We start from the raw sequence: 20,217 nt of genomic DNA, 5'->3' as shown, positions 1-20,217 counted from the left end.
CGACGATTCATGATCTTGTGGTCGATGGTGTGGGAAGCGCACCGCACAGTTACCGGAAAGCGCGCCGACTGATGAAGCTGATCATGAAAGGCGCTTGTCTTTCCCGCGGTCGACGGAACCACAGCGCGCCCACTGTCGACGCGACCCGGGGCGGGTCGCGTGGCGGCCCGCTCCCACCGCCGGGTTAGTCTGCGAGTTCACCCAGGTCCCCACAGCCGGCGACGGTACGGCGGCCACCGGACGAGGATCGAGTAGGTGTATCTCAAGAGCCTGACGGTGAAGGGGTTCAAGTCCTTCGCCTCCGCGACGACGTTGAAGCTGGAGCCCGGGATCACCTGTGTGGTGGGCCCGAACGGCTCGGGCAAGTCCAACGTCGTCGACGCCATCGCCTGGGTCCTCGGCGAGCAGGGCGCCAAGGCCCTCCGTGGCGGCAAGATGGAGGACGTCATCTTCGCCGGCACCGCCGGCCGGGCACCGCTGGGCCGTGCCGAGGTCACCCTCACCATCGACAACACCGACGGCGCGCTGCCGATCGAGTACACCGAGGTCTCCATCACCCGCCGGATGTTCCGCTCCGGTGAGAGTGAGTACGAGATCAACGGCAACTCCTGCCGGTTGCTCGACATCCAGGAGCTGCTGTCCGACTCCGGCATCGGCCGGGAGATGCACATCATCGTCGGGCAGGGCCGACTCGACGGCATGCTGCACGCAAAGCCGGAGGACCGCCGGGCGTTCATCGAGGAGGCGGCCGGCGTCCTCAAGCACCGCAAGCGCAAGGAAAAGGCGCTGCGCAAGCTCGACGCGATGCAGGTGAATCTCAATCGCCTGACCGACCTCACGGCCGAGCTGCGTCGGCAGCTCAAGCCGCTGGGCCGGCAGGCCGAGGTGGCCCGGCGCGCCGCCGCCATCCAGGCGAACCTGCGTGACGCCCGGCTGCGCCTGCTCGCCGACGACCTGGCCACGCTGCGGACCACCCTGGACCGGGAGATCGCCGACGAGACCGCGCTGCGCGAGCGGCGCGAGCAGATCGAGGGTGAGCACGCCGAGGTGCAGGGTCGGCTCGGCGAGTTGGAGGCCGCCCTCGCGGAGGACGCTCCGCTGCTCGCCGCCGCCCAGGACACCTGGTACAAGCTCTCCGCCCTCCAGGAACGGTTCCGCTCGATCGAGCAGTTGGCCCGGGAGCGGCTGCGGCACCTCAGCGCCACCGGTGACGACGAGCGACCCGGCCGCGACCCGGACCAGCTGGAGGCCGAGGCCGAACGCGTCCGCGAGCAGGAGGAGGAGCTGCGCGGCGCGCTCACCGACGACCAGATCCGCCTCGCCGAGGCGGTCGAGCACCGCCAGGAGCTGGAGCGGCAGCTCGCCGCCGCCGAGCGGGAGCTGGTCGCCGCGGCCAAGGCCATCGCCGACCGGCGGGAGGGGATGGCCCGGCTCACCGGCCAGGTCAACTCCGCCCGGGCCCGGACCACCAGTGCCGGTGAGGAGATCGAACGCCTCGCGGTCGCGCACGCCGACGCACTGGGCCGCGCCGAGCAGGCGCAGGCCGAGCTGGACGCGGTCGCCGCCCAGTCCACCGAGGCGGACAGGGACAACGCGGACCTGGACGCCCGGCACGCCGAGGCGGTCGCCGTGCAGGAGCGGGCGCAGGCCAGCGTCCGGTCGCTGGCCGACGCCGAGCGGGCGGCGGAGAAGGACGCCGCCACCTGGAAGGCCCGGGAGGAAGCGCTCGCCCTGGGGCTGCGGCGCAAGGACGGGGCCGGGGCACTGCTCGCCCGCGCCGGGGACGTGCCCGGCCTGCTCGGCAGCCTCGCCGGCCTGCTCACCGTCGCGCCGGGCCACGAGGCCGCGCTGGCCGCCGCGCTCGGCGGCCTCGCCGACGCGGTCGCCGTCAGCGGGGTGGACGAGGCCGTCGAGGCGATGCGGCTGCTGAAGATCTCCGACGCCGGCCGGGCCGGCCTGCTGGTCGGCAGCCCGGCGGGGCCTGGCATGACCGGCTCCGCGGACGCGCTGCGCCCGAAGCTGCCCGACGACGCCCGGTGGGCGCCCGACCTGGTGGAGTGCAGCGCCGAGCTGCGTCCGGCGGTGCACCGTGCCCTGCGGGACGTGGCGCTCGTCGACGACCTCGCCGCCGCCGCCGAGCTGGTCGCCAGCAACCCCGAGCTGCGGGCGGTCACCCCGGACGGTGACGTGGTCGGGGCGTACGCGGCGGCGGGCGGGTCGGCCAAGGCCCCCAGCTACATCGAGGTGCAGGCCGCCGTCGAGGAGGCCCGCGCCAACCGGCTCACCGCCGAACGCGCTGGGCTGGAGCTGCGGGATCAGTTGGTCGAGGCGCGCGCCGAGGTGGCCACCGCCAAGGAGGCCGTACAGCACGCCGCCGCCGAGAAGCGCGAGGCGGAGAGCCACCGCAACGCCGCCGCTCGCCGGCTGGCCGAGCTGGGCGCGGCGGCCCGGTCCGCGAAGGCCGAGACCGACCGGCTCGGCGACTCCCGCTCCCGCGCCGAGGCCGCCCGGCAACGGGACCTCACCGCGCTCGCCGAGCTGGAGGAGCGGCTGCGGCTGGCCGAGGAGACGCCGGTCGACGCCGAGCCCTCCACCGAGGAACGCGATCAACTGGCGGCCATGGTGCCGCAGGCCCGGCAGAACGAGATGGAGGTCCGGCTCGCCGTGCGTACCGCCGAGGAGCGGGTCTCCTCGATCGCCGGCCGGGCCGACTCGCTCGCCCGGCAGGCCACCGCGGAGCGGGCCGCCCGGGAACGCGCGGCGGCCCGGCGGGCCGCCCGCGCCCGGGGGGCGGGCATCGCCCGGTCCGTCGCCGGCGGCGCCCGGGAGGCGCTGACCCGGCTGACCACCTCGATCGCTACGGCCGAGGAGCACCGCGACGCGGTAGCCCTGGAGCGCGCCGCGCGCGAGGCAGAGCTTCAGGAGGTACGCGGGGCTGCCAAGCGGCTCGGCGCGGAGCTGGAGCGGCTGACCAGTCAGGTGCACCGCGACGAGGTGGCCCGGGCGGAGCAGCGGCTGCGCATCGAGCAGTTGGAGGCGAAGGCCGCCGAGGACTTCGGGCTGGACGTGGAGACGCTGGTCGCCGAGTACGGCCCCACCCAGCCCGTTCCGCCGACCCCTGTCGACGTCGCGGCTGCTGAACGTGACGGTCTGCCGGTGCCCGAGCCGGTGCGCTACGAGCGGCCGGTGCAGGAGAAGCGGGCCGCGAAGGCGGAACGCGAACTCGCCCTGCTCGGCAAGGTCAACCCGCTCGCGCTGGAGGAGTTCGCCGCGCTGGAGGAGCGTTTCAAGTTCCTCTCCGAGCAGTTGGAGGACCTCAAGGCCACCCGCCGGGACCTGCTCACCGTCGTCAAGGACGTGGACGAGCGGATCCTGGAGGTCTTCGCCAGCGCCTTCGAGGACACCGCCCGCGAGTTCGAGCAGGTGTTCACAGTGCTCTTCCCCGGCGGCGAGGGACGGCTGATCCTCACCGAACCGGACGACCTGCTCACCACCGGCGTCGAGGTGGAGGCCCGCCCACCGGGCAAGAAGATCAAGCGGCTGTCGCTGCTCTCCGGTGGTGAGCGGTCGCTGACCGCGGTGGCCATGCTGGTGGCGATCTTCCGCGCCCGACCCAGCCCGTTCTACATCATGGACGAGGTGGAGGCGGCCCTGGACGACGTCAACCTGGGCCGGCTGATCACCTTGCTGGCACAGTTGCGGGAGAAGAGTCAGCTGATCGTCATCACGCACCAGAAGCGGACGATGGAGATCGCCGACGCGCTCTACGGCGTGACGATGCGCAGCGGGGTCACTCAGGTGATCAGCCAACGGCTCAACCGGGCCGACGAGGACGACCAGCGGCCTGGCCGCGGCGAGGAGAACGGGTAGTGGCTCGGGAACGCGCGACGGCGCTCCTGCTGGACTTCGACGGCGTACTGCGCCGGTGGGACCCGGCGGTGGCCGCCGTTGTCGAGCGGGAGTACGGCCTCTCCGAGGGTGTGCTCGGCGAGATCGCCATGCAGTGGGGGCGGCTCCAGCCGGTGCTCACCGGCCAGGTCAACCACGCCGAGTGGATGAGCAGCGTGGCGGACGCCCTGACCGAATCGGTGGGCAGCCCGGAACGGGCCCGCGCCGCTGTGGAGCAGTGGCAGAGCTACCGGGGCGAGGTCGACCAGGAGGTGTTGGCGTTCGTCCGGGAGGTCCGTGCGGCGGGCATCCGGGTCGGGCTGGGCACCAACGCCACCGACCTGCTCGACGCCGACCTGGCCGCGCTCGGCCTGGTCGGCGAGCTGGACGTGGTGGTCAACTCCTCGGTGATCGGCGTGCACAAGCCCGCCCCGGAATACTTCAAGGCCGCCTGCGTGGCCCTGGCCACCCCGCCGGCCCGGGTCCTCTTCGTCGACGACGAGGACTGGGCCGTGCGGGGCGCGCGCGCCACCGGGCTGTCGGCGCACCGCTGGGGCGGCCACGCCGACCTGCGTTACCTCCGGGCGGCCCTGGACTACTGAGTCGGGCCGCCTCTCAGCTCAGGCCGGGGACCTCGGTCACCGTGAACGGTGGAGCCGGCGCGGTCGCGTTGAGCTGGCTGTTGACCCACAGCAGCCGGTCGCGGTCGCGGGCCAGGGTGGTCGGGGACTGCTCCAGGCCGGCGGTGCGGGACTGCCGGACCACCCGGGCGGCCCGAAGGTCACCGTCCAGCACCGCCAGGTTCACCGCGAAGCGGTACCCGTCAGCGGGGTCGGGGAAGTTGACCACACCGTAGAGGCGGTTGCCCTCCAGCAACAGCCCGTCGGCACCGAGCTGTCCACCCGACACCCTGACCTCGCTGGCCGTGGCGTCGGCGAGGTCGATGCGCCAGAGACGTTCGGTGCCCGGCGCCCCGGTGCCCTGGTCGGCGACGAGCGCGAGCCGATCGCCGGCGCTGGCGACGATGCCGTTGAGGAAGCCAGGGGCGGTCGGGAAGTCGGACGGCCGCAGCCACGGTTCGAGCGGGCCCACGCGCCCACCGTCCAGCGTGGCCCGCCAGATCGTGCCGCCGACCGAGTCGGTCACGTACACGGCGTGGTCGGTGATCACCAGGTCGTTGAGAGCTGCACCGGTCACCGCGCTCCGCTTCGCCAGCAGGCGCCCGTCCGGGTCGTACACGAAGAGGGTCGCGGTGTCGTAACCGGCCACGAAGAGTCGGCCGGCGCGATCGACGTGGATCCCGGCGGCGTGGGTTCGCCCGTCCGAGCCCGCGGGGAGGAACGGACGCAGCCGCCGGTGCCGGACGTCACCGCGGTAGACGGCCCCGGTGGCGAGGCTGGTGACGTACATGGTGCCGGCGCGGGTGACGGCTATGCCCTCGGGCAACACGCCCGGTTCAGTGGAGACGACGTAGGTGTCGGCACGCTCGACGGCGGCGTGGGCTGGGGCGCCAGAGGTGCCGGCGAGCAGGACCACGCTGGTGGCCAGGACAAGGAAGGTGTTCATGCGACGAGGATCCGGTCCGGTCGCGGCCTGCTCCATGCCCTTTCAGGCAGGGCCGAACTGTGGCTAGCGTCGGCTCATGCTGACGTTGCAGCTCACCGCGACGGATCTGAGCCGCACCGTCCTGCGCCCCGAACCCGCTGTGCTGCTCGAACTCGGGGCGGCCGGCCAGCGGCTGTTCGAGGCCGCACCGGAACACCTCGCGGCCTGGCGGGCACGCACCCGGGCGGCGCTGCGTCCGGAGATGCGTCCGTACCTCGACCTGTGCCGGCTGCCCGGGTGGTTTCCGGACTTCCTCACCCCGCCCAGCCTCGGCAGCGACCTGCCGGCAGCCCTGGACGAGGTGCTGGCCACCCCGACGGCGACGCTGGCGGCGGAGCTACGACCCCGGATCGCCGCCGGCGACCTGCCGGCCCGGGTCGGTGCCCTCGCCTCTGGCGACACGGCCGCCCGGCAGCGACTCTGCGTGGCGATGCGGGCGTTCCACCAGATCGCGGTCGCGCCGTACCAGCAGACGATCACGGCAGCGGTTCGCGGCGACCGCGCCGTGCGGGCACACACCATGGTGGACGCCGGGATCGACCGCGTCCTGCGTGACCTGAGCCCGTACCTGTTCTGGAAGCCGTACGGCGAGCGGTACGAGTTGTCGTACGAGTGTGGATTCGCTGACGGGATCATCCTGGCGCCGGCCGGCCGAGGCGTCACCCTGGTGCCGTCGTACCTGCTGCCCCGGCCCTGCGTGCTGGACGACCCGGCCGGCCCGCTGGTGCTGGCCTATCCGATCCGTCCCACCGCCCAGCGGGCGCTGGTGAGCAGCAAACCCCTGGCTGACCTGCTGGGGCGGACCCGAGCGGCGGTGTTGGGTGCGATCGCTGACGGCCCGAGCACCTCACAGGTGGCCCGGGCGGTCGGCATCTCCCTCGCCTCGGCCAGCCAGCACGCCTCCGTCCTCCGGTCGGCCGGGCTGGTCACCACCCACCGGGCGGGCCCGGCGGTGCGGCACACGCTCACCCCGCTGGGCGAGCACCTGCTCCGCGCCGGGCACACCGGGTGACGGGACCGCTCGTCACTCGCCGGTGACGCCGTCGATGCGTTCCCGGATCAGGTCGGCGTGACCGTTGTGCCGGGCGTACTCCTCGATCATGTGCACGTAGACCCAGCGCAGGTTGAAGGTGCGCTTCTTCGCGCCGACCTCGGTGAACGTCTCGTCGAGCGAGTGGCCGGCGGCGGCCTCGCGGGCCAGCGCCACCTCGCTGTGGAAGGTGGCGAAGTCGGCCTCGGCGTTCGCGGCGCTGACGTCGTGGTCGGCGTCCGGGTTCTCCGGGGTGAAGTACGGGTAGTCGACACGCTCGCCGGCGAAGTTCTCCCGGAACCACCAGGCCTCGACCTCGGCCAGGTGCCGGACCAGACCGAGCAGGGTCAGCCCGGACGGTTCCACGCTCGGGGTCCGCAACTGCTCCTCGGTCAGGCCGGCGCACTTGAGTAGCAGTGTCTGTCGGTGGTAGTCGAGCCAGCCGTCGAGCATGGTGCGCTCGTCGCCGACGTACGGTTCGGGGGTCCGGGTGATCTCCGGTGCGATCCAGGTCATGCCGCGCATCCTGCCCGGCACCTCGGACACTGCGCGACGGGTTATCAGGGCACCACGACGACGGGCCAGCGGCCGGCGCGGACCAGCCGGGTGGCGACCGAGCCGACCAGCCGGTGTCCGGCCTGCTCGGAGGCGCCGACCACCAGCATGTCGGCCTGGAATTCGTCGGCCGCCGCGCACAGTTCGCCGTACGCGTCGCCGCGGCGCACCAGCAGGGTCACCGGGATGCCCCACTGCTCGGCCCCGCGCCGGCACTCCCGGCGCAGCTCGTCGGCCAACTCGTCGTGGGTGCGCTGGACCGCGCCGGCGTCCATCCCGGGCACCAGGGCGGTCAGCCCGCTGGGTGAGCTGACGAAGACCACCACCAGTGCGGCGCTCTGCCGACGGGCCAGGCCGGCGGCGTAGGAGCCGGCCCGCTCGGAGGTGCGGGTGCCGTCGATGCCCACCATGATCACCCGTGGTCCGTCCGTGCCGCGCTCGAAGGGCAACGGTCGGGTCCGGGGACCGTACTCCTCGCGGTCCGGTGCTCCCACGCCCATGGCTCTACCTCACCTCTGCTCGCCGGTACGGATCACGGGTGCGCCAGCGCCGGCGGCGAGAGTCGATTCCCGCTCGACCTCGTCGGAAACCGGGTTGCCGTTGTGCTGGCGCAGCGGCACCTCCTTGATGAAGGACACCGCGATCAGCGCGATCAGCGCGAACGGGGCGGCGGCCAGGAAGATGTCACCGGCGCCGTGGCCGTACGCGCTCTCCACCACGGCCCGCAGCGGGCCGGGCAGGGTGTGCACGTCGGGCAGGGCGCCGCCGCTGCCGGAGCTGGAGGCCGGGATACCGAGCTGGGCCAGCCCGTCGGCGGTGTAGTCCTTCACCTTGTGGGCGAGGACCGCGCCGAGGGCGGAGACGCCGATCGCGCCACCCAGGCTGCGGAAGAACGCCACCACCGAGCTGGCCGCGCCGAGTTCGTGCGGGCCGACGGTGTTCTGTACGGCGAGGACCAGGTTCTGCATGGTCATGCCCAGGCCGACGCCGATCAGCAGCATGTAGACGCTGAGCAGTGTGAAGCTGGTGTCGGCGCGGAGGGTGCCCATCAGCGCGAAGCCGATGGTGAGCAGCGCCGACCCGATCACCAGGTACCGCTTCCAGAGGCCGGTCCTGGTGATGACCCGCCCGATGACGGTGGACGCGACCAGCAGGCCGAGGATCATCGGCAGGGTCATCAGACCGGACATGGTCGGGCTCTGACCGCGGCTGATCTGGAAGTACTGGCCCAGGAAGATCGACGCGCCGAACATGCCCACGCCGACCGCGATGCTGGCGACGACGGCGAGGGTGATGGTGCGGTTGCGGAACAGCCGCGGCGGGATCATCGGCTCGGCGGCCCGGGTCTCGACCCGGATCGCCAGCGCGCCGAGGACCAGCGCGCCGACGACCATGACGGCGGTCTGCCAGGAGGTCCAGGCGAACTGGTCGCCGGCGAGCGAGACCCAGATCAGCAGCACCGAGACGGCCGCGGTGATCAGGGTGGCGCCCCACCAGTCGATCTGGGCCTTCCGCTTGACCACCGGCAGGTGCAGGGTCTTCTGGAGCACGATCAGCGCGAGGATGGCGAACGGCACGCCGACGTAGAAGCACCAGCGCCAGCCGAGCCAGGAGGTGTCCACGATGACGCCGCCGATCAGCGGGCCGCCGATGGTGCCCACTGCCATCACGGCGCCGAGGTAGCCGCTGTAGCGACCGCGTTCGCGGGGCGCGATCATCGTGGCCATGATCACCTGGGCCAGGGCGGTGAGGCCGCCGACGCCGACGCCCTGGAGCACCCGGCAGGCGATCAGCTCACCGGTGCCCTGGGCGAGACCGGCGAGCACCGAGCCCAGCACGTAGATCCCCAGGGCGAGCTGGACCAGGGTCTTCTTGCTGGTCAGGTCGGCCAGCTTGCCCCAGATGGGGGTGGTCGCGGTGGTCGCAAGCAGGGCCGAGGTCACCACCCAGGTGTACGCGGACTGGCCGCCGTGCAGTTCGGTGATGATCCGCGGCAGCGCGTTCGAGATGACAGTGGAGGAGAGGATCGCGACGAACAGGCCCAGCAGCAGGCCGGAGAGTGCTTCCAGGATCTGCCGGTGGGTCATGGTCACGGCGGTCGCCTGGGGAGGCACTGTCGCCTGGCTCATCGTTTGTTGCCTCCGAGCGGAGTCGAGGTGGAACGGCGGGGCTGGTACGCACGGGCCGCCTGTGAGTTGCCTGAGGCAACCGTAAGCCTTGGTTGCCTGAAGCAACAACTTGTCGGACCGACGCCCTATTCCCTCGCCTCAGCCGCTACTGCCAGGAGTCGTTGAACCGGCCGAGCAGCCGGGCGAACTCCTCGACGTCCCGCTCCGGCCAGCCGTCGAGGGCACGCAGGAACTCGCCCAGCCGGGCCGCGCGCGCCACGTCGAACCGGCGCTGCCCCTCCTCGGTGAGGCTGATCTGCGCGGCCCGCCGGTCACTCGGATCGGGATCGCGGTGGACCAGGCCGAGGACCTCCAACGCGTTGATCTGCCGGCTCAGCGTCCCCTTGCCCACGCCCAGCCGCGCCGCCAACTCCGTCAACCGGATCGACCCGCTACGGCGCAACCAGAGCAGCAACCCGTAGGTGTTCGGCTCCAGGTTCGGGTGCACCTCCCGGGCGATCTCCCAGGAGACCGCCCGACCACGGCGCAGCAGAGCGGTCAACTCGTGCTCGACCGCCCGGATCGGCTCCGGCAGGTGCTCGTCCACGCGTAGAGACTACGGCGCGGTCGGCTCGCCGCCGCCGGAGAGTCGACGCCGCATCACCGGGCGTAGGTGCCCGTCCTTCGTGGTGCCCTCGATCACCACGTCGGCCCCGCGCCCCTGATGGGTCAGAGTGGCGACCGCGTTACCGAAGTAGGGACCGGCCAGCTTGCGCCAACGCACCCCCGGCCGGCGTACGCCCGCCGAACGGGCCAGCGCCCGGGTGGCCCCGGCCGGACCGGGCGACCACCCCAACCGCATCAGCGGACGGATACCCGCCGGCACCTGGTTGTGGATCGGCGAACAGGTGAGCTGGTGCACCGGAGTGACCACCGCCGGGTCGGCGAACCGGGCCCGCGCCACGTACGAGTGGTGCACGTCACCGGAGAGCACGCTGATCGACGCCGGTGGCGCGTACGCCGGGCCGGCCCCGATCCGCGCGCCGGACTGCCGCGGCGTGCCGGTGCCGATGCGGGCGAACGTCTCCGCGAGTGCCTCGAAGGACCGCCGGAACGCCGCCCAGTGCTCCAGGTCCAGGGCGCGGCGCAGCTTCTCCGCCCCGCGCGCCACCCACTGTCGGCGCGAGTCCGCCAGTTTCTCGTTCCAGGCTTCGATGTGGTGGATGCCCTGCGGCAGCAACCAGGGCAGCGAGGCGCCCACCACGAGGTGGTCGTAGACCCCGTGCGCCTGGTCGAGGAACCAGGCCCACTCGCCGGGCGGCAGCATCGCCCGGCTGTTGGACTCGAGCACCCGGCTGCACCGGTTGTCCAGCATGACCAGCCGGGTCCGGCCCAGGTCCAGCGCGTAGCTCCACTGATACTGCACCGCGCGCCAACGCTCGGTGTCGTGCGCCAGGTCGGACTCCTGGTCGACCCGGTGGCCGAACTCGCGCAGCACGCCGGTGGCGTCCTCGGCGGCGGCGACCTTCGCGAAGACCGGATCGGCGACGATCTCGTCGGGGGAGAGGTTGCCCAGGTGCTGGTAGACCCAGTACGAGGCGAGCCCACTGCCGATCCGCTCCTGCCACCACGGCTGCTCGCGCACCTCGGCCCGCCACGCCGCCGAGGTGTTCCAGTCGTCGATGATCTCGTGATCGTCGAAGATCATCACGCTCGGCACCGTGGAGAGCAGCCAGCGGATCTCCGGATCACGCCAGGACTCCAGGTAGAGCTTGGTGTACTCGTCGAAGCTCACCACCTGGTCGGCAGGGGCGCCCTTCGGCCGCCGCCGCCGTCGACGCAGCAGCCGCCGCACCGTGGGCGAGGTGACGTCGGCGTAGACCTGGTCACCGAGCAGCACCAGCAGGTCCGGCAGCGGGTTCGACTCCGGGTCGGCCATCAACCGTCGGGCGTACGCGTCCAGCGCGTCCGGCGGCAGCTTGCGGGTGGTGGCGTGCTGGGTGGTCTCCCGGCACGAGCCGAAGATCAGACTGACCGGCTGGTCCCGATCGTCGGCTGCCCGGGTGCGGATCACGCTCGGCGGGAACCCGCTGCTCGGCACCGGCCAGACGATCTCGTCGTCGACCAGCACCTCGTAGGTGGTCTCGCTGTCCGGAGTGAGCCCCTCCACCACCACGAGGGCGTAGTGGTGGTCGTACGCCGAGAAGGTGGGCGCGGTGCCGGTGGCGCCGCCGGCGGTGCGGACGGCGACCACGGCGGGCGCCGCCGTCTCCACCCAGATCGTCGCCCGGGTGTCCACCACTCGCCGCAGAAGTGGGCCGATGAGGAGGTGTGCGGCGGGCATGCGGCCGAGCCTACCGCCGGTTCGCCGGTGCCGGCCGGGTGCGGTGCTGAGACCCCCAGCGCCGCACCTGGGAGCGGTGGGCTGAGGCTCCAGGCGCGGCTCGGGGTGCGGTGGCTGGGACGCCGCCGTCCGCATCTGACAGGATTCCGGCATGGCCGAATATCTCGTCCTCGCTCTGGTCCTGCTCGGTGTGCTGATCGCCGGCACAGTCGGGCTGGTCGTGCCGCGCTTGCGGCGGCGGCCCGAGCCCCCGCTGCCGCGCACCGAGGTCGACACCAGGGCCGAGGAGGATCTCGCCGGACCGCCGGTCGAGGCACCGGAGTCCGATCTGTCCACCGGCGTCCTGGTCGAGCCGCCGCCGGTGCTCGAACCGCAGGTCGAGGTCCCCGAGCCGACCGCCGGGCGGCTTGTCCGGCTCCGCTCGCGGCTGTCCCGCTCACAGAACGTGTTCGGCAAGGGCCTGCTCGGCCTGCTCGCCCGCGACCACCTCGACGAGGACGTCTGGGAGGAGATCGAGGACAGCCTGATCACCGCCGACGTGGGCGTCGACGCCACCCGCGACATCGTCGACCGGCTCCGCGAGCGCACCCGGGTGCTCGGCACCCGCTCGGCCTCCGAGCTGCGGGCACTGCTCGCCGCCGAACTGGTCAACGCGCTCGACCCGAGCCTGGACCGCTCGTTGCGGACCGCCCCCAAGGACGGCGTGCCGGCGGTGGTCCTGGTCGTCGGCGTCAACGGCGCCGGCAAGACCACCACCTGCGGCAAGATCGCCCGGGTGCTGGTGGCCGACGGTCGCAGCGTGCTGCTCGGCGCGGCGGACACCTTCCGGGCCGCCGCGGCAGACCAGCTCGAGACCTGGGGCTCGCGCGTCGGCGCGGAGACCGTCCGCGGACCCGAGGCCGCCGACCCGGCCAGCGTCGCCTTCGACGCCGTCAAGCGCGGCATCGACACCGGCGTGGACACCGTGCTCATCGACACCGCCGGCCGCCTGCAGAACAAGGTCGGCCTGATGGACGAGCTGGGCAAGGTCAAGCGCGTGGTGGAGAAGCAGGGCCCGATCGACGAGACACTGCTCATCCTGGACGCCACCACCGGGCAGAACGGCCTGGAGCAGGCCCGGGTCTTCACCGACGTGGTCAACGTGACCGGAGTCGTGCTGACCAAGCTCGACGGCACCGCCAAGGGCGGCATCGTGATCGCCGTACAGCGCAAGCTCGGCATCCCCGTGAAGCTGGTCGGCCTCGGCGAAGGCAAGGACGACCTGGCCCCGTTCGACCCGGCGCAGTTCGTCGACGCGTTGCTGGGGACCGAGGCCACCGGCCGGGACGCGTAGTCTCGGGTGACCACTGACGATCGCGCGTACGCGGGCTGGCGCGACCCCGGCCATCCTTCGCAGCGCCTCGGGAGACCGTACGTGACTTCGCAGGAGATCCCGCTGCACGGCGGCAACGTGAGCACCGTTGTCCGCGTGGGTGACACGGTCCGGCGCAACGCCGGACCGTGGACCCCGTCCGTGCACGCGCTGCTGCGCCACCTGGAGTACGTGGGGTTCACCGGCGCCCCCCGGGCGCTCGGGATGGACGAGCGCAACCGTGAGGTGCTGTCGTACCTGGAGGGGGAGTGCGGAGAATATCCGCTCGCCCCGCACTGGGTGACCGACGAGGCCCTGGTCACCGTCGCCACCATGCTGCGGATGTTCCACGACGCGCAGTACGGCTTCACCCCTCCGCAGTCGGCGGTCTGGCGCTCGTTCGGGCCCCCACCACCGGACACCGAGGTGATCTGCCACCACGACGCCGCGCCGCACAACGTCATCTGGCGTCCGGACGGCACCCTCGGGCTGATCGACTTCGACCTCGCCTCGCCCGGGGCCCGCATCTACGACGTGGCGTACGCGGCCTGGACCTGGGTGCCGATCTTCGCGGACCGCGACTCGATCACCCTGGGCTGGAAGCACCCGGACCGGCCGCGCCGGCTCCGGCTCTTCGCCGACGCGTACGGGCTGATCCCCCGGGACCGGCACCGGCTGATCCGGACCATCCGCAAACGGATCGTGGACCACGTCGAGGGGATCCGCCGGATGGCCGCCGCCGGTGAGCCGGCGTTCGTCCGAATCGTGCACAAGGGCCACCTGCGTCGGCCGATGCGCGATCTGCGGCTGCTCGACTACGAGCGGCACGCTCTGGAGAACGCCCTCCGCTGAGTGCCTTTCGGTCGATGCTCGGCCGGTCCCGTCGAGCGCACCGGTCGATGCCGCTGACCGGTCAGCCATCGACGCGCGCCGTCCGGTCGATCCACAGTCGTCCATGCTGCTGACTGTGCGGAGTTGGTGACACGTCCGAAACAACCCGTCACGAAACGGAAACCCGCACGGGACCCAAAGTGAAACAGCCGGCCGCGAAGCTTCCGCGCAACCGGCCTACGGGCGACGCTGCCCCGGAAAGCCGCGAAGGAGGACTTCACCTTTAGGAGGCCAGCGTGCCTGAAGCACCGACGATCGACGGCGCCAATACCACGTGGCTGCTGGTTTCGACCGCGCTCGTGCTGCTCATGACCCCCGGACTGGCGCTGTTCTACGGCGGCCTCAACCGGGCCAAGGGCGTACTCAACATGATGATGATGAGCTTCTCGGCTATCGGGCTCATCTCTATTCTGTGGTGGTTCTACGGTTTCAGCGTCGCCTTCGGGACCGACGTGAACGGCTTCTGGGGTGACCCGGGCGCGTACCTCGGCACCAAGACCTTCCTCGCCGAGACCGACCTGTGGGGTGCCACGGCGGAGAACCCCAGCGGCATCGGGGTCCCGCTCTACGTGTTCATGGCCTTCCAGATGGTCTTCGCGGTGATCACCGTCGCGCTGATCAGCGGTGCCATCGCCGACCGGGCCAAGTTCGCCGGCTGGCTGCTGTTCGCCTTCGGCTGGGCCACCCTGGTCTACTTCCCGGTCGCGCACTGGGTGTGGGGCGGCGGCATCATCGGCGCCGACATCCACGCGCTGGACTTCGCCGGTGGCACCGCTGTGCACATCAACGCCGGTGCGGCGGCCCTGGCCGTGGCCCTGGTCCTCGGCAAGCGGCTCGGTTGGCCGCGTGAGGGCATGAAGCCGCACAACATCCCGCTGGTCGCGCTCGGTGCGGGTCTGCTGTGGTTCGGCTGGTTCGGGTTCAACGCCGGCTCGGAGCTGACCGTCGACTCGGTCGCCGGCCTCGCCTTCATCAACACCCAGCTCGCCACGGCGGCGGCGGTGCTCGGCTGGATCGCAGTCGAGTGGGTCAAGGACCGTAAGCCGACGATGGTCGGCGCCTCGTCCGGCGCAGTCGCCGGTCTGGTCGCCATCACCCCGGCCTGTGGCTTCATCGCACCGTGGGCGTCCGTCCTGCTCGGCATCGTCGCCGGCGTGGTGTGCGCGCTCGCCGTCAGCCTCAAGTACAAGCTCGGCTACGACGACTCGCTCGACGTGGTCGGCGTGCACTTCGTCGGTGGTTGGATCGGCTCGCTCTGGCTCGGTCTCTTCGCCACCAACTCGGTTAACGCCGCGATCACCGACGTGGTGGGCGCCTCCGACGGTCTCTTCTACGGCGGCGGCGCGACCCAGCTCGGGCGGCAGGCCCTCGCCGGCCTGATCGTCACCGTCTGGTCGTTCGGCATCGCCTGGGTGCTCGCCTTCGTCATCGAGAAGACCATCGGGTTCCGGGTCAAGGCCGAGGCCGAAGTCGAGGGCATCGACATCGGCGAGCACGCCGAGAGCAGCTACGACCTGTCCCCGGCCGGTGGCGGCACGGGCGGCGCGTTCGCGATGGCCGGCATCGGCACCCCCGGTGGCAGCACGACGAGCGGCGCCAAGCCGGAGGCGGAGCCCGCCGAGCCGGTCAGCGAAAAGGTCGCCGGTTAACGTTCCTGGGATGGAGGGGTTGGACATGAAGCTGGTGACCGCAGTCATCAAGCCGTACCAACTGGACGCTGTGAAGGAGGCCCTGCACGCCCTCGGGGTGGCCGGGCTGACCGTCAGCGAGGTTCAGGGGTACGGGCGGCAGAAGGGGCACACCGAGGTCTACCGGGGTGCCGAGTACACGGTCGAGTTCCTGCCCAAGATCCGGGTAGAGGTGCTCACCGACGAGATCGACGTCGACAAGGTGGTGGACGCCATCGTCGGAGCGGCCCGCACGGGCAAGATCGGTGACGGCAAGGTCTGGGTCACCGGTGTCGAAGAGGTCGTCCGGGTACGTACCGGCGAACGCGGCCTCGACGCCCTCTGACCGCGACCACTAACGACATGACCTCGTTGATCAAGAAGAACGCGTCAGGACCCGCCGATGACGGCGACGCGAACCTCTTGATCAACGAGGTCGTCGGCGTTCCCGGGGGGATCGGGGAAGCCGCTCGGCGGGGGCGCGCTGCCGCGTACGACTCGTTTCTGCGGGGTTTGCTGCCGGAGCGGGACGGGGTGGCGCTGCTGGCGGTCGGGGGGTTGGGCCGGCGGCAGTGCGCCCCGTACGGCGACCTCGACCTGGTGCTGGTGCACGCCGGGGTGCCCGGCACCGACGAGTTGGCCGCCTCCGTCTGGTACCCGATCTGGGACGCCGGCCTGCGGCTCGACCATTCCGTCCGCACCGTCGCCGAGGCGCTCTCGGTGGCGCAGGACGACGTCAAGGTGGCCCTCGGGCTGCTCGACGCCCGGCTTGTCGTGGGGGACCAGGCGCTGGCCGACGCGCTGATCCGTACCGCCGCCGATCACTGGCGGCGCACCGCCGTCCGGCACCTGCCCGGCCTGCGGGAGGTCACCGAGGCCCGCTGGCAGGCCCACGGCGAGTTGGCGTTCCTGCTGGAGGGCGACCTCAAGGAGGCCGCCGGAGGTCTGCGCGACGTGGGGCTGCTGCGGGCGATCTCCGCCGCCGGCATCACCGACGCGCTGCGTCCCGCCGTACGCGCCGCCCACCTGCGTTTGTTGGACACCCGCGACGCGCTGCACCAGCAGGTCGGCCGACGGGTCGACCGGCTGGTCGCTCAGGAACGCGACGGAGTGGCCACACTGCTCGACCTGGAAGACGGCGACGCGCTGCTGCGTCGGGTCGCCGGTGACGCCCGTACGGTCAGCCACGCCCTGGACGACGCCTTCCGCGCCGCCGACCGGCTGCGCTCCGGCCGGTCGCGGGGCGGGAACGGTCGCCCGGCCCGCCGCCCGGTCGCCCGCGACGTGGTCGAACACGACGGCGAGTTGGTGCTCGCCCGCACGGCGATCGGCGCGCGCCCCGACCCGAGCCTCTCGCTGCGGGTGGCCGCCGCGTCCGCCACGACCCGAATCCCCATCGCGCGGGCCACCTGCGAGTGGCTGGCCGCGTACTGCCCGCCGCTGCCCGCCCCCTGGCCGGCCGAGGCCCGGGCCGCGCTGATCACCCTGCTCGGCGCCGGTGCCGGCCTGGTGCCGGCCTGGGAGACCAGCGACCGGTACGGGCTGGTCGACGGCTGGCTCCCCGAGTGGACCCGGCTGCGCAGCCTGCCGCAGCACAACCCGGTGCACCGCTTCACCCTCGACCGGCACCTCGTGCAGGCCGCGCACGAGGCCAGCCGGCACGCCCGCGAGGTGGAACGCCCCGACCTGCTGCTGCTCGGCGCCCTCCTGCACGACATCGGCAAGGGCCTCCCCGGTGACCACAGCACCGTCGGTGTGCCGGTTGCCCAGGCGGTGGCCACCAGGGTCGGTCTGCCCGCCCCGGAGGTCGAGCTGATCGGCAAGCTGGTCCGACTGCACCTGCTGCTGCCCGACGTGGCCACCCGCCGGGACCTGAGCGACCCGGTCACCATCGCCTCGGTGGCCGAGGCGGTCGGCGACACGGGCACCCTCGACCTGCTGCACGCCCTGGTCCGCGCCGACGCGGCGGCGACCGGGCCGGCTGCCTGGTCCGACTGGAAGGGCCGACTCGTCGCCGAACTGGTCGCCCGGGTCCGTACCGCGCTGGACACCGGCGTACTCCCCGAGCCGCCCGCCCCGGACCCGGAGCTGCTGGCCGGGCCATTGCCGGTCGTCCACCTGACCGGCGACCGGGTGTCGGTCGCGGCGGCCGACCGGCGGGGTCTGCTCGCCACTGTGGCCGGCTGCCTGGCGCTGCACCGACTGGAAGTGATCTCCGCGGACGCCTCCGCCGTCGACGGTCGGGCCCTCGTCGAATGCCGGGTACAGCCCCGCTACGGCCTCCCGCCGGACCCGGTCCCGCTCCGCGCCGACCTGCGCCGGGCGGTCGCCGGCGACGTGTCGGTCACCCAACGGCTGCGCGGCCGTGCGCTCGCCAGCCGGGGCGGCGGCGCGGCTCCCCGGGTGGTCTGGCACCGCGAGGCGGCCACCGACGCCGTACTGCTGGAACTGCGCGCCGCCGACGCCGCCGGGCTGCTCTACCGGGTCGCCTGCGCGCTCGACGAGGCCGGTGCCCTGGTCCGCGCGGCCCGCATCTCCACCCTCGGCGCCGACGTGGTCGACGCCTTCTACCTGGTCGGCGGTTGGCCGGACGACGCCACCCGGGCCCGCCTGGAGGCCGCGGTCCTAGCCGCCGTCTAACCGCCCCGCCCCGCACTCCCGCGCCCCGCCCCCGCACTCCCGCGTCGATCTTGCACTTAGTGTCCCGGCGTACCGCGCAAAAGCCGCATAGTGGTGGCACAAAGTGCAAGATCGCGGGGGCGAGGGGTGGGATGAGACGGGGCGGCGGGGTACGTCCGGGGGCGTAGGGGCGGTGCCGCTCGTGGACGCACGTCGAGTGGCGTTGGCGCGGGCAGAATGACGGCCATGCGACGAGGTGGGCGGTGGCGGTGGCCGGAGGCGGCGGCGGATGCCGCGCTCGCCCTGGTGCTGCTCGGGTTCGGGCTGCTCGCCACCGGTCTGGCCGCGGACAACCAGCCGGGGTCGAGGCCGGTGGACGCCGCCTGTCGGGCGCTGATCGCCGTCGCCGCGCTCGCCCTGCTGGTCCGGCGACGCGCCCCGGTCGCCACCCTCGCGGTGGTCACCGTGGCGACCTCGACGTACCTGCTGATCGGTTACCCGTACGGACCGATCCTGATCGCGTTCCTGGTCGCTGTGTACACAGTGGCCGTCTGGTTGCCGGTACGCCCGGCGGCGCTCGCCACCGGTGGCGCGTTCGTCCTGTTGTTGGCGCACGTCTTCCTCGGCCGGGGGCCGGCCCCGGGTTGGACGGGAGTGCTGCCCGCGTCGGCCTGGGTGGTCGTACCGTTCGCGGTGGGGGTGGTGGTACGGGTGAGTCGTGAGGCGGCCGCGCGGACCCGTGCCGAAGAGGCCCGCGGCCGTGCGGAACAGGCGCGACGGCAGGCCGACGAGGAGCGGCTGCGCATCGCGCAGGAGGTGCATGACGTGGTCGGGCACGGGCTCGCCGCGATCAGCATGCAGGCGGAGATCGCCCTGCACCTGCTGCCGAAGCGCCCGGAGCAGGCGGAGGTGGCACTGACCGCGATCAGCCGGACCAGCCGCGAGGCGTTGGACGAGCTGCGGGTCACCCTGGGTGCGGTGCGGCGGGGTGCCGAGCGTGAGCCGGTACCCGGCCTGGCCCGGCTCCCCGCGTTGCGCGACCGGCTCGCCGGGGCGGGGCTCGCCGTCGAGGTGCGCGTGGTCGGTGACCCCCGGGAGTTGCCGGCCGCTGTCGACCTGGCCGCGTACCGGGTGGTGCAGGAGGCGTTGACAAACGTGCTGCGTCACGCGGGGGTGGCGAGCGCTGAGGTGACAGTGGACTACCGCGCCGACGAGCTGACCGTCGAGGTCACCGACCAGGGGGCGGGTGCCACGACAGGTCCGACGGACGACGAGGGCGGTCACGGTCTGGCCGGGATGCGCGAGCGGGTCGCGGCGCTGGGCGGACGGTTGACCACCGGGCCGCGCGCCGGAGGCGGGTTCCGGGTGTACGCCGGTCTGCCCGTGGAGCCGGCCACGTGATCCGGGTGCTGATCGCCGACGACCAGGACCTGGTCCGGCTCGGGCTGCGCGCGCTGGTGGAGAGCGAGGACGACCTGGCGCTGGCCGGCGAGGCGTCCGACGGGCTGCGGGCGGTCGAGTTGGCCCGTCAGGAGCGGCCGGACGTGGTGCTGATGGACATCCGGATGCCCGGCATCGACGGCATCGAGGCGACCCGTCGTATCGTCGCCGACCCCGACCTGACCGGTACCCGGGTGGTGGTGCTCACCACCTTCGAGCTGGACGAGTACGTCTTCGACGCACTGCGGCACGGTGCGAGCGGGTTCCTCACCAAGGACACCAGGCCCGCCGAGCTGCTGCGCGCCATCCGGCTCGTCGCCGAGGGGGAGGCGCTGCTGTCGCCGTCGGTGACCCGTCGGGTGGTGCGCGAGTTCGCCACCCGGCCGTCCCGGGTGCTTCGCCCGCACCCCCGGCTGGACACCCTGACCGACCGGGAACGTCAGGTCGTCGGCCTGGTCGGTGAGGGCCTGAACAACGAGGAGATCGCCGCACAGTTGGTGGTCAGCCCGGCGACCGCGCGGACCCACGTCAGCCGGGCGATGGGCAAGCTGGGAGCCCGGGATCGGGCCCAGCTCGTGGTGTTCGCGTACCAGTCGGGGTTGGTGTCGGGGTGAGGCCCGGGCCGGGCGACAGCGGCCCTACGGCCGGGCGGTTACCCTAGCGGTGGCCGGACTCCGCAGTGCCGGCCGCGTTGTGCCCGCCGGAACACTGACAAACGG

Annotated in this window: 16 protein-coding genes; 10 read left to right on the top strand and 6 right to left on the bottom strand. The window is 72.5% G+C overall.

The genetic code is table 11. From position 1 onward, the window contains the following. Positions 1-255 precede the first annotated feature (255 nt). Both smc and OH804_RS21265 read left to right on the top strand, forming a co-directional pair. On the top strand, positions 256-3,870 hold the full coding sequence (gene smc / locus OH804_RS21270; RefSeq protein WP_406059066.1) for a chromosome segregation protein SMC: 3,615 nt from the start codon (positions 256-258) through the stop codon (positions 3,868-3,870). Further along, positions 3,870-4,490, top strand: a complete 621-nt coding sequence (locus tag OH804_RS21265; protein ID WP_406059064.1) for an HAD family hydrolase — start codon at positions 3,870-3,872, stop codon at positions 4,488-4,490. The genes smc and OH804_RS21265 overlap by 1 nt, the downstream gene beginning before the upstream one ends. Positions 4,491-4,503: 13 nt before the next feature. Here the strand turns inward: OH804_RS21265 and OH804_RS21260 are convergent, their stop codons facing one another. Further along, positions 4,504-5,454 carry an SMP-30/gluconolactonase/LRE family protein gene (locus tag OH804_RS21260; RefSeq protein ID WP_406059062.1) on the bottom strand — a complete coding sequence of 317 codons (951 nt, stop codon included), beginning with the start codon at positions 5,452-5,454 and terminating at the stop codon, positions 4,504-4,506. Positions 5,455-5,530: 76 nt separating this feature from the next. Between OH804_RS21260 and OH804_RS21255 the strand changes: the two genes are divergently transcribed. Further along, complete coding sequence (locus OH804_RS21255) at positions 5,531-6,505, top strand: ArsR/SmtB family transcription factor (RefSeq protein WP_406059060.1); 975 nt, start codon at positions 5,531-5,533, stop codon at positions 6,503-6,505. Between the two features lie 12 nt (positions 6,506-6,517). Here OH804_RS21255 and OH804_RS21250 read toward each other — a convergent pair whose 3' ends face one another. From OH804_RS21250 to OH804_RS21230, 5 genes are all read right to left on the bottom strand, one after another. Then, positions 6,518-7,039, bottom strand: a complete 522-nt coding sequence (locus OH804_RS21250) for a DinB family protein (protein ID WP_196921512.1) — start codon at positions 7,037-7,039, stop codon at positions 6,518-6,520. 44 nt (positions 7,040-7,083) lie between these two features. After that, on the bottom strand, positions 7,084-7,578 hold the full coding sequence (locus OH804_RS21245) for a universal stress protein (protein WP_231392544.1): 495 nt from the start codon (positions 7,576-7,578) through the stop codon (positions 7,084-7,086). 9 nt (positions 7,579-7,587) lie between these two features. Next, positions 7,588-9,207 carry an MDR family MFS transporter gene (locus OH804_RS21240; protein ID WP_406059057.1) on the bottom strand — a complete coding sequence of 540 codons (1,620 nt, stop codon included), beginning with the start codon at positions 9,205-9,207 and terminating at the stop codon, positions 7,588-7,590. A 145-nt stretch (positions 9,208-9,352) separates the two neighbouring features. Beyond that, entirely contained in the window at positions 9,353-9,793 is a 441-nt protein-coding gene (locus OH804_RS21235; protein ID WP_238661343.1) for a MarR family winged helix-turn-helix transcriptional regulator, read from the bottom strand. Positions 9,794-9,802: 9 nt separating this feature from the next. Beyond that, positions 9,803-11,530, bottom strand: coding sequence for an alkaline phosphatase D family protein (locus OH804_RS21230; protein ID WP_406059054.1), 1,728 nt, complete (start codon positions 11,528-11,530; stop codon positions 9,803-9,805). A gap of 151 nt (positions 11,531-11,681) precedes the next feature. Between OH804_RS21230 and ftsY the strand changes: the two genes are divergently transcribed. The 7 genes from ftsY to OH804_RS21195 all read left to right on the top strand — a co-directional run bounded on the left by ftsY (position 11,682) and on the right by OH804_RS21195 (position 20,112). Then, positions 11,682-12,863, top strand: a complete 1,182-nt coding sequence (ftsY, locus tag OH804_RS21225) for a signal recognition particle-docking protein FtsY (RefSeq protein ID WP_124821282.1) — start codon at positions 11,682-11,684, stop codon at positions 12,861-12,863. A 6-nt stretch (positions 12,864-12,869) separates the two neighbouring features. Next, positions 12,870-13,733 carry an aminoglycoside phosphotransferase family protein gene (locus OH804_RS21220; protein WP_196921516.1) on the top strand — a complete coding sequence of 288 codons (864 nt, stop codon included), beginning with the start codon at positions 12,870-12,872 and terminating at the stop codon, positions 13,731-13,733. 275 nt (positions 13,734-14,008) lie between these two features. Next, the gene (locus OH804_RS21215) at positions 14,009-15,421 is read left to right on the top strand and encodes an ammonium transporter (RefSeq protein WP_196921517.1); all 1,413 of its coding nucleotides are present in this window, start codon (positions 14,009-14,011) and stop codon (positions 15,419-15,421) included. Positions 15,422-15,446: 25 nt separating this feature from the next. After that, on the top strand, positions 15,447-15,785 hold the full coding sequence (locus tag OH804_RS21210) for a P-II family nitrogen regulator (protein WP_172862163.1): 339 nt from the start codon (positions 15,447-15,449) through the stop codon (positions 15,783-15,785). Between the two features lie 17 nt (positions 15,786-15,802). After that, positions 15,803-18,079, top strand: a complete 2,277-nt coding sequence (locus OH804_RS21205; RefSeq protein WP_406059051.1) for a [protein-PII] uridylyltransferase — start codon at positions 15,803-15,805, stop codon at positions 18,077-18,079. 225 nt (positions 18,080-18,304) lie between these two features. Beyond that, positions 18,305-19,459, top strand: a complete 1,155-nt coding sequence (locus OH804_RS21200; RefSeq protein WP_231392545.1) for a sensor histidine kinase — start codon at positions 18,305-18,307, stop codon at positions 19,457-19,459. After that, complete coding sequence (locus tag OH804_RS21195; protein WP_196921520.1) at positions 19,456-20,112, top strand: response regulator transcription factor; 657 nt, start codon at positions 19,456-19,458, stop codon at positions 20,110-20,112. The genes OH804_RS21200 and OH804_RS21195 overlap by 4 nt, the downstream gene beginning before the upstream one ends. The last annotated feature ends 105 nt before the right edge of the window (positions 20,113-20,217 follow it).

It is taken from the genome of Micromonospora sp. NBC_00860 (assembly GCF_045207375.1).
GTDB classification, from domain to species: Bacteria; Actinomycetota; Actinomycetes; order Mycobacteriales; family Micromonosporaceae; genus Micromonospora; species Micromonospora vinacea.
This window is presented reverse-complemented; position numbering and strand designations above follow the sequence as displayed.

Coding starts and splice junctions, on each gene's coding strand:
- OH804_RS21240 (WP_406059057.1), bottom strand. CDS start 9,207: ATGAGCCAGGCGACAGTGCCTCCCCAGGCGACCGCCGTGACCATGACC.
- OH804_RS21205 (WP_406059051.1), top strand. CDS start 15,803: ATGACCTCGTTGATCAAGAAGAACGCGTCAGGACCCGCCGATGACGGC.
- OH804_RS21230 (WP_406059054.1), bottom strand. CDS start 11,530: ATGCCCGCCGCACACCTCCTCATCGGCCCACTTCTGCGGCGAGTGGTG.
- ftsY (WP_124821282.1), top strand. CDS start 11,682: ATGGCCGAATATCTCGTCCTCGCTCTGGTCCTGCTCGGTGTGCTGATC.
- OH804_RS21260 (WP_406059062.1), bottom strand. CDS start 5,454: ATGAACACCTTCCTTGTCCTGGCCACCAGCGTGGTCCTGCTCGCCGGC.
- OH804_RS21250 (WP_196921512.1), bottom strand. CDS start 7,039: ATGACCTGGATCGCACCGGAGATCACCCGGACCCCCGAACCGTACGTC.
- OH804_RS21200 (WP_231392545.1), top strand. CDS start 18,305: ATGCGACGAGGTGGGCGGTGGCGGTGGCCGGAGGCGGCGGCGGATGCC.
- OH804_RS21245 (WP_231392544.1), bottom strand. CDS start 7,578: ATGGGCGTGGGAGCACCGGACCGCGAGGAGTACGGTCCCCGGACCCGA.
- OH804_RS21255 (WP_406059060.1), top strand. CDS start 5,531: ATGCTGACGTTGCAGCTCACCGCGACGGATCTGAGCCGCACCGTCCTG.
- OH804_RS21210 (WP_172862163.1), top strand. CDS start 15,447: ATGAAGCTGGTGACCGCAGTCATCAAGCCGTACCAACTGGACGCTGTG.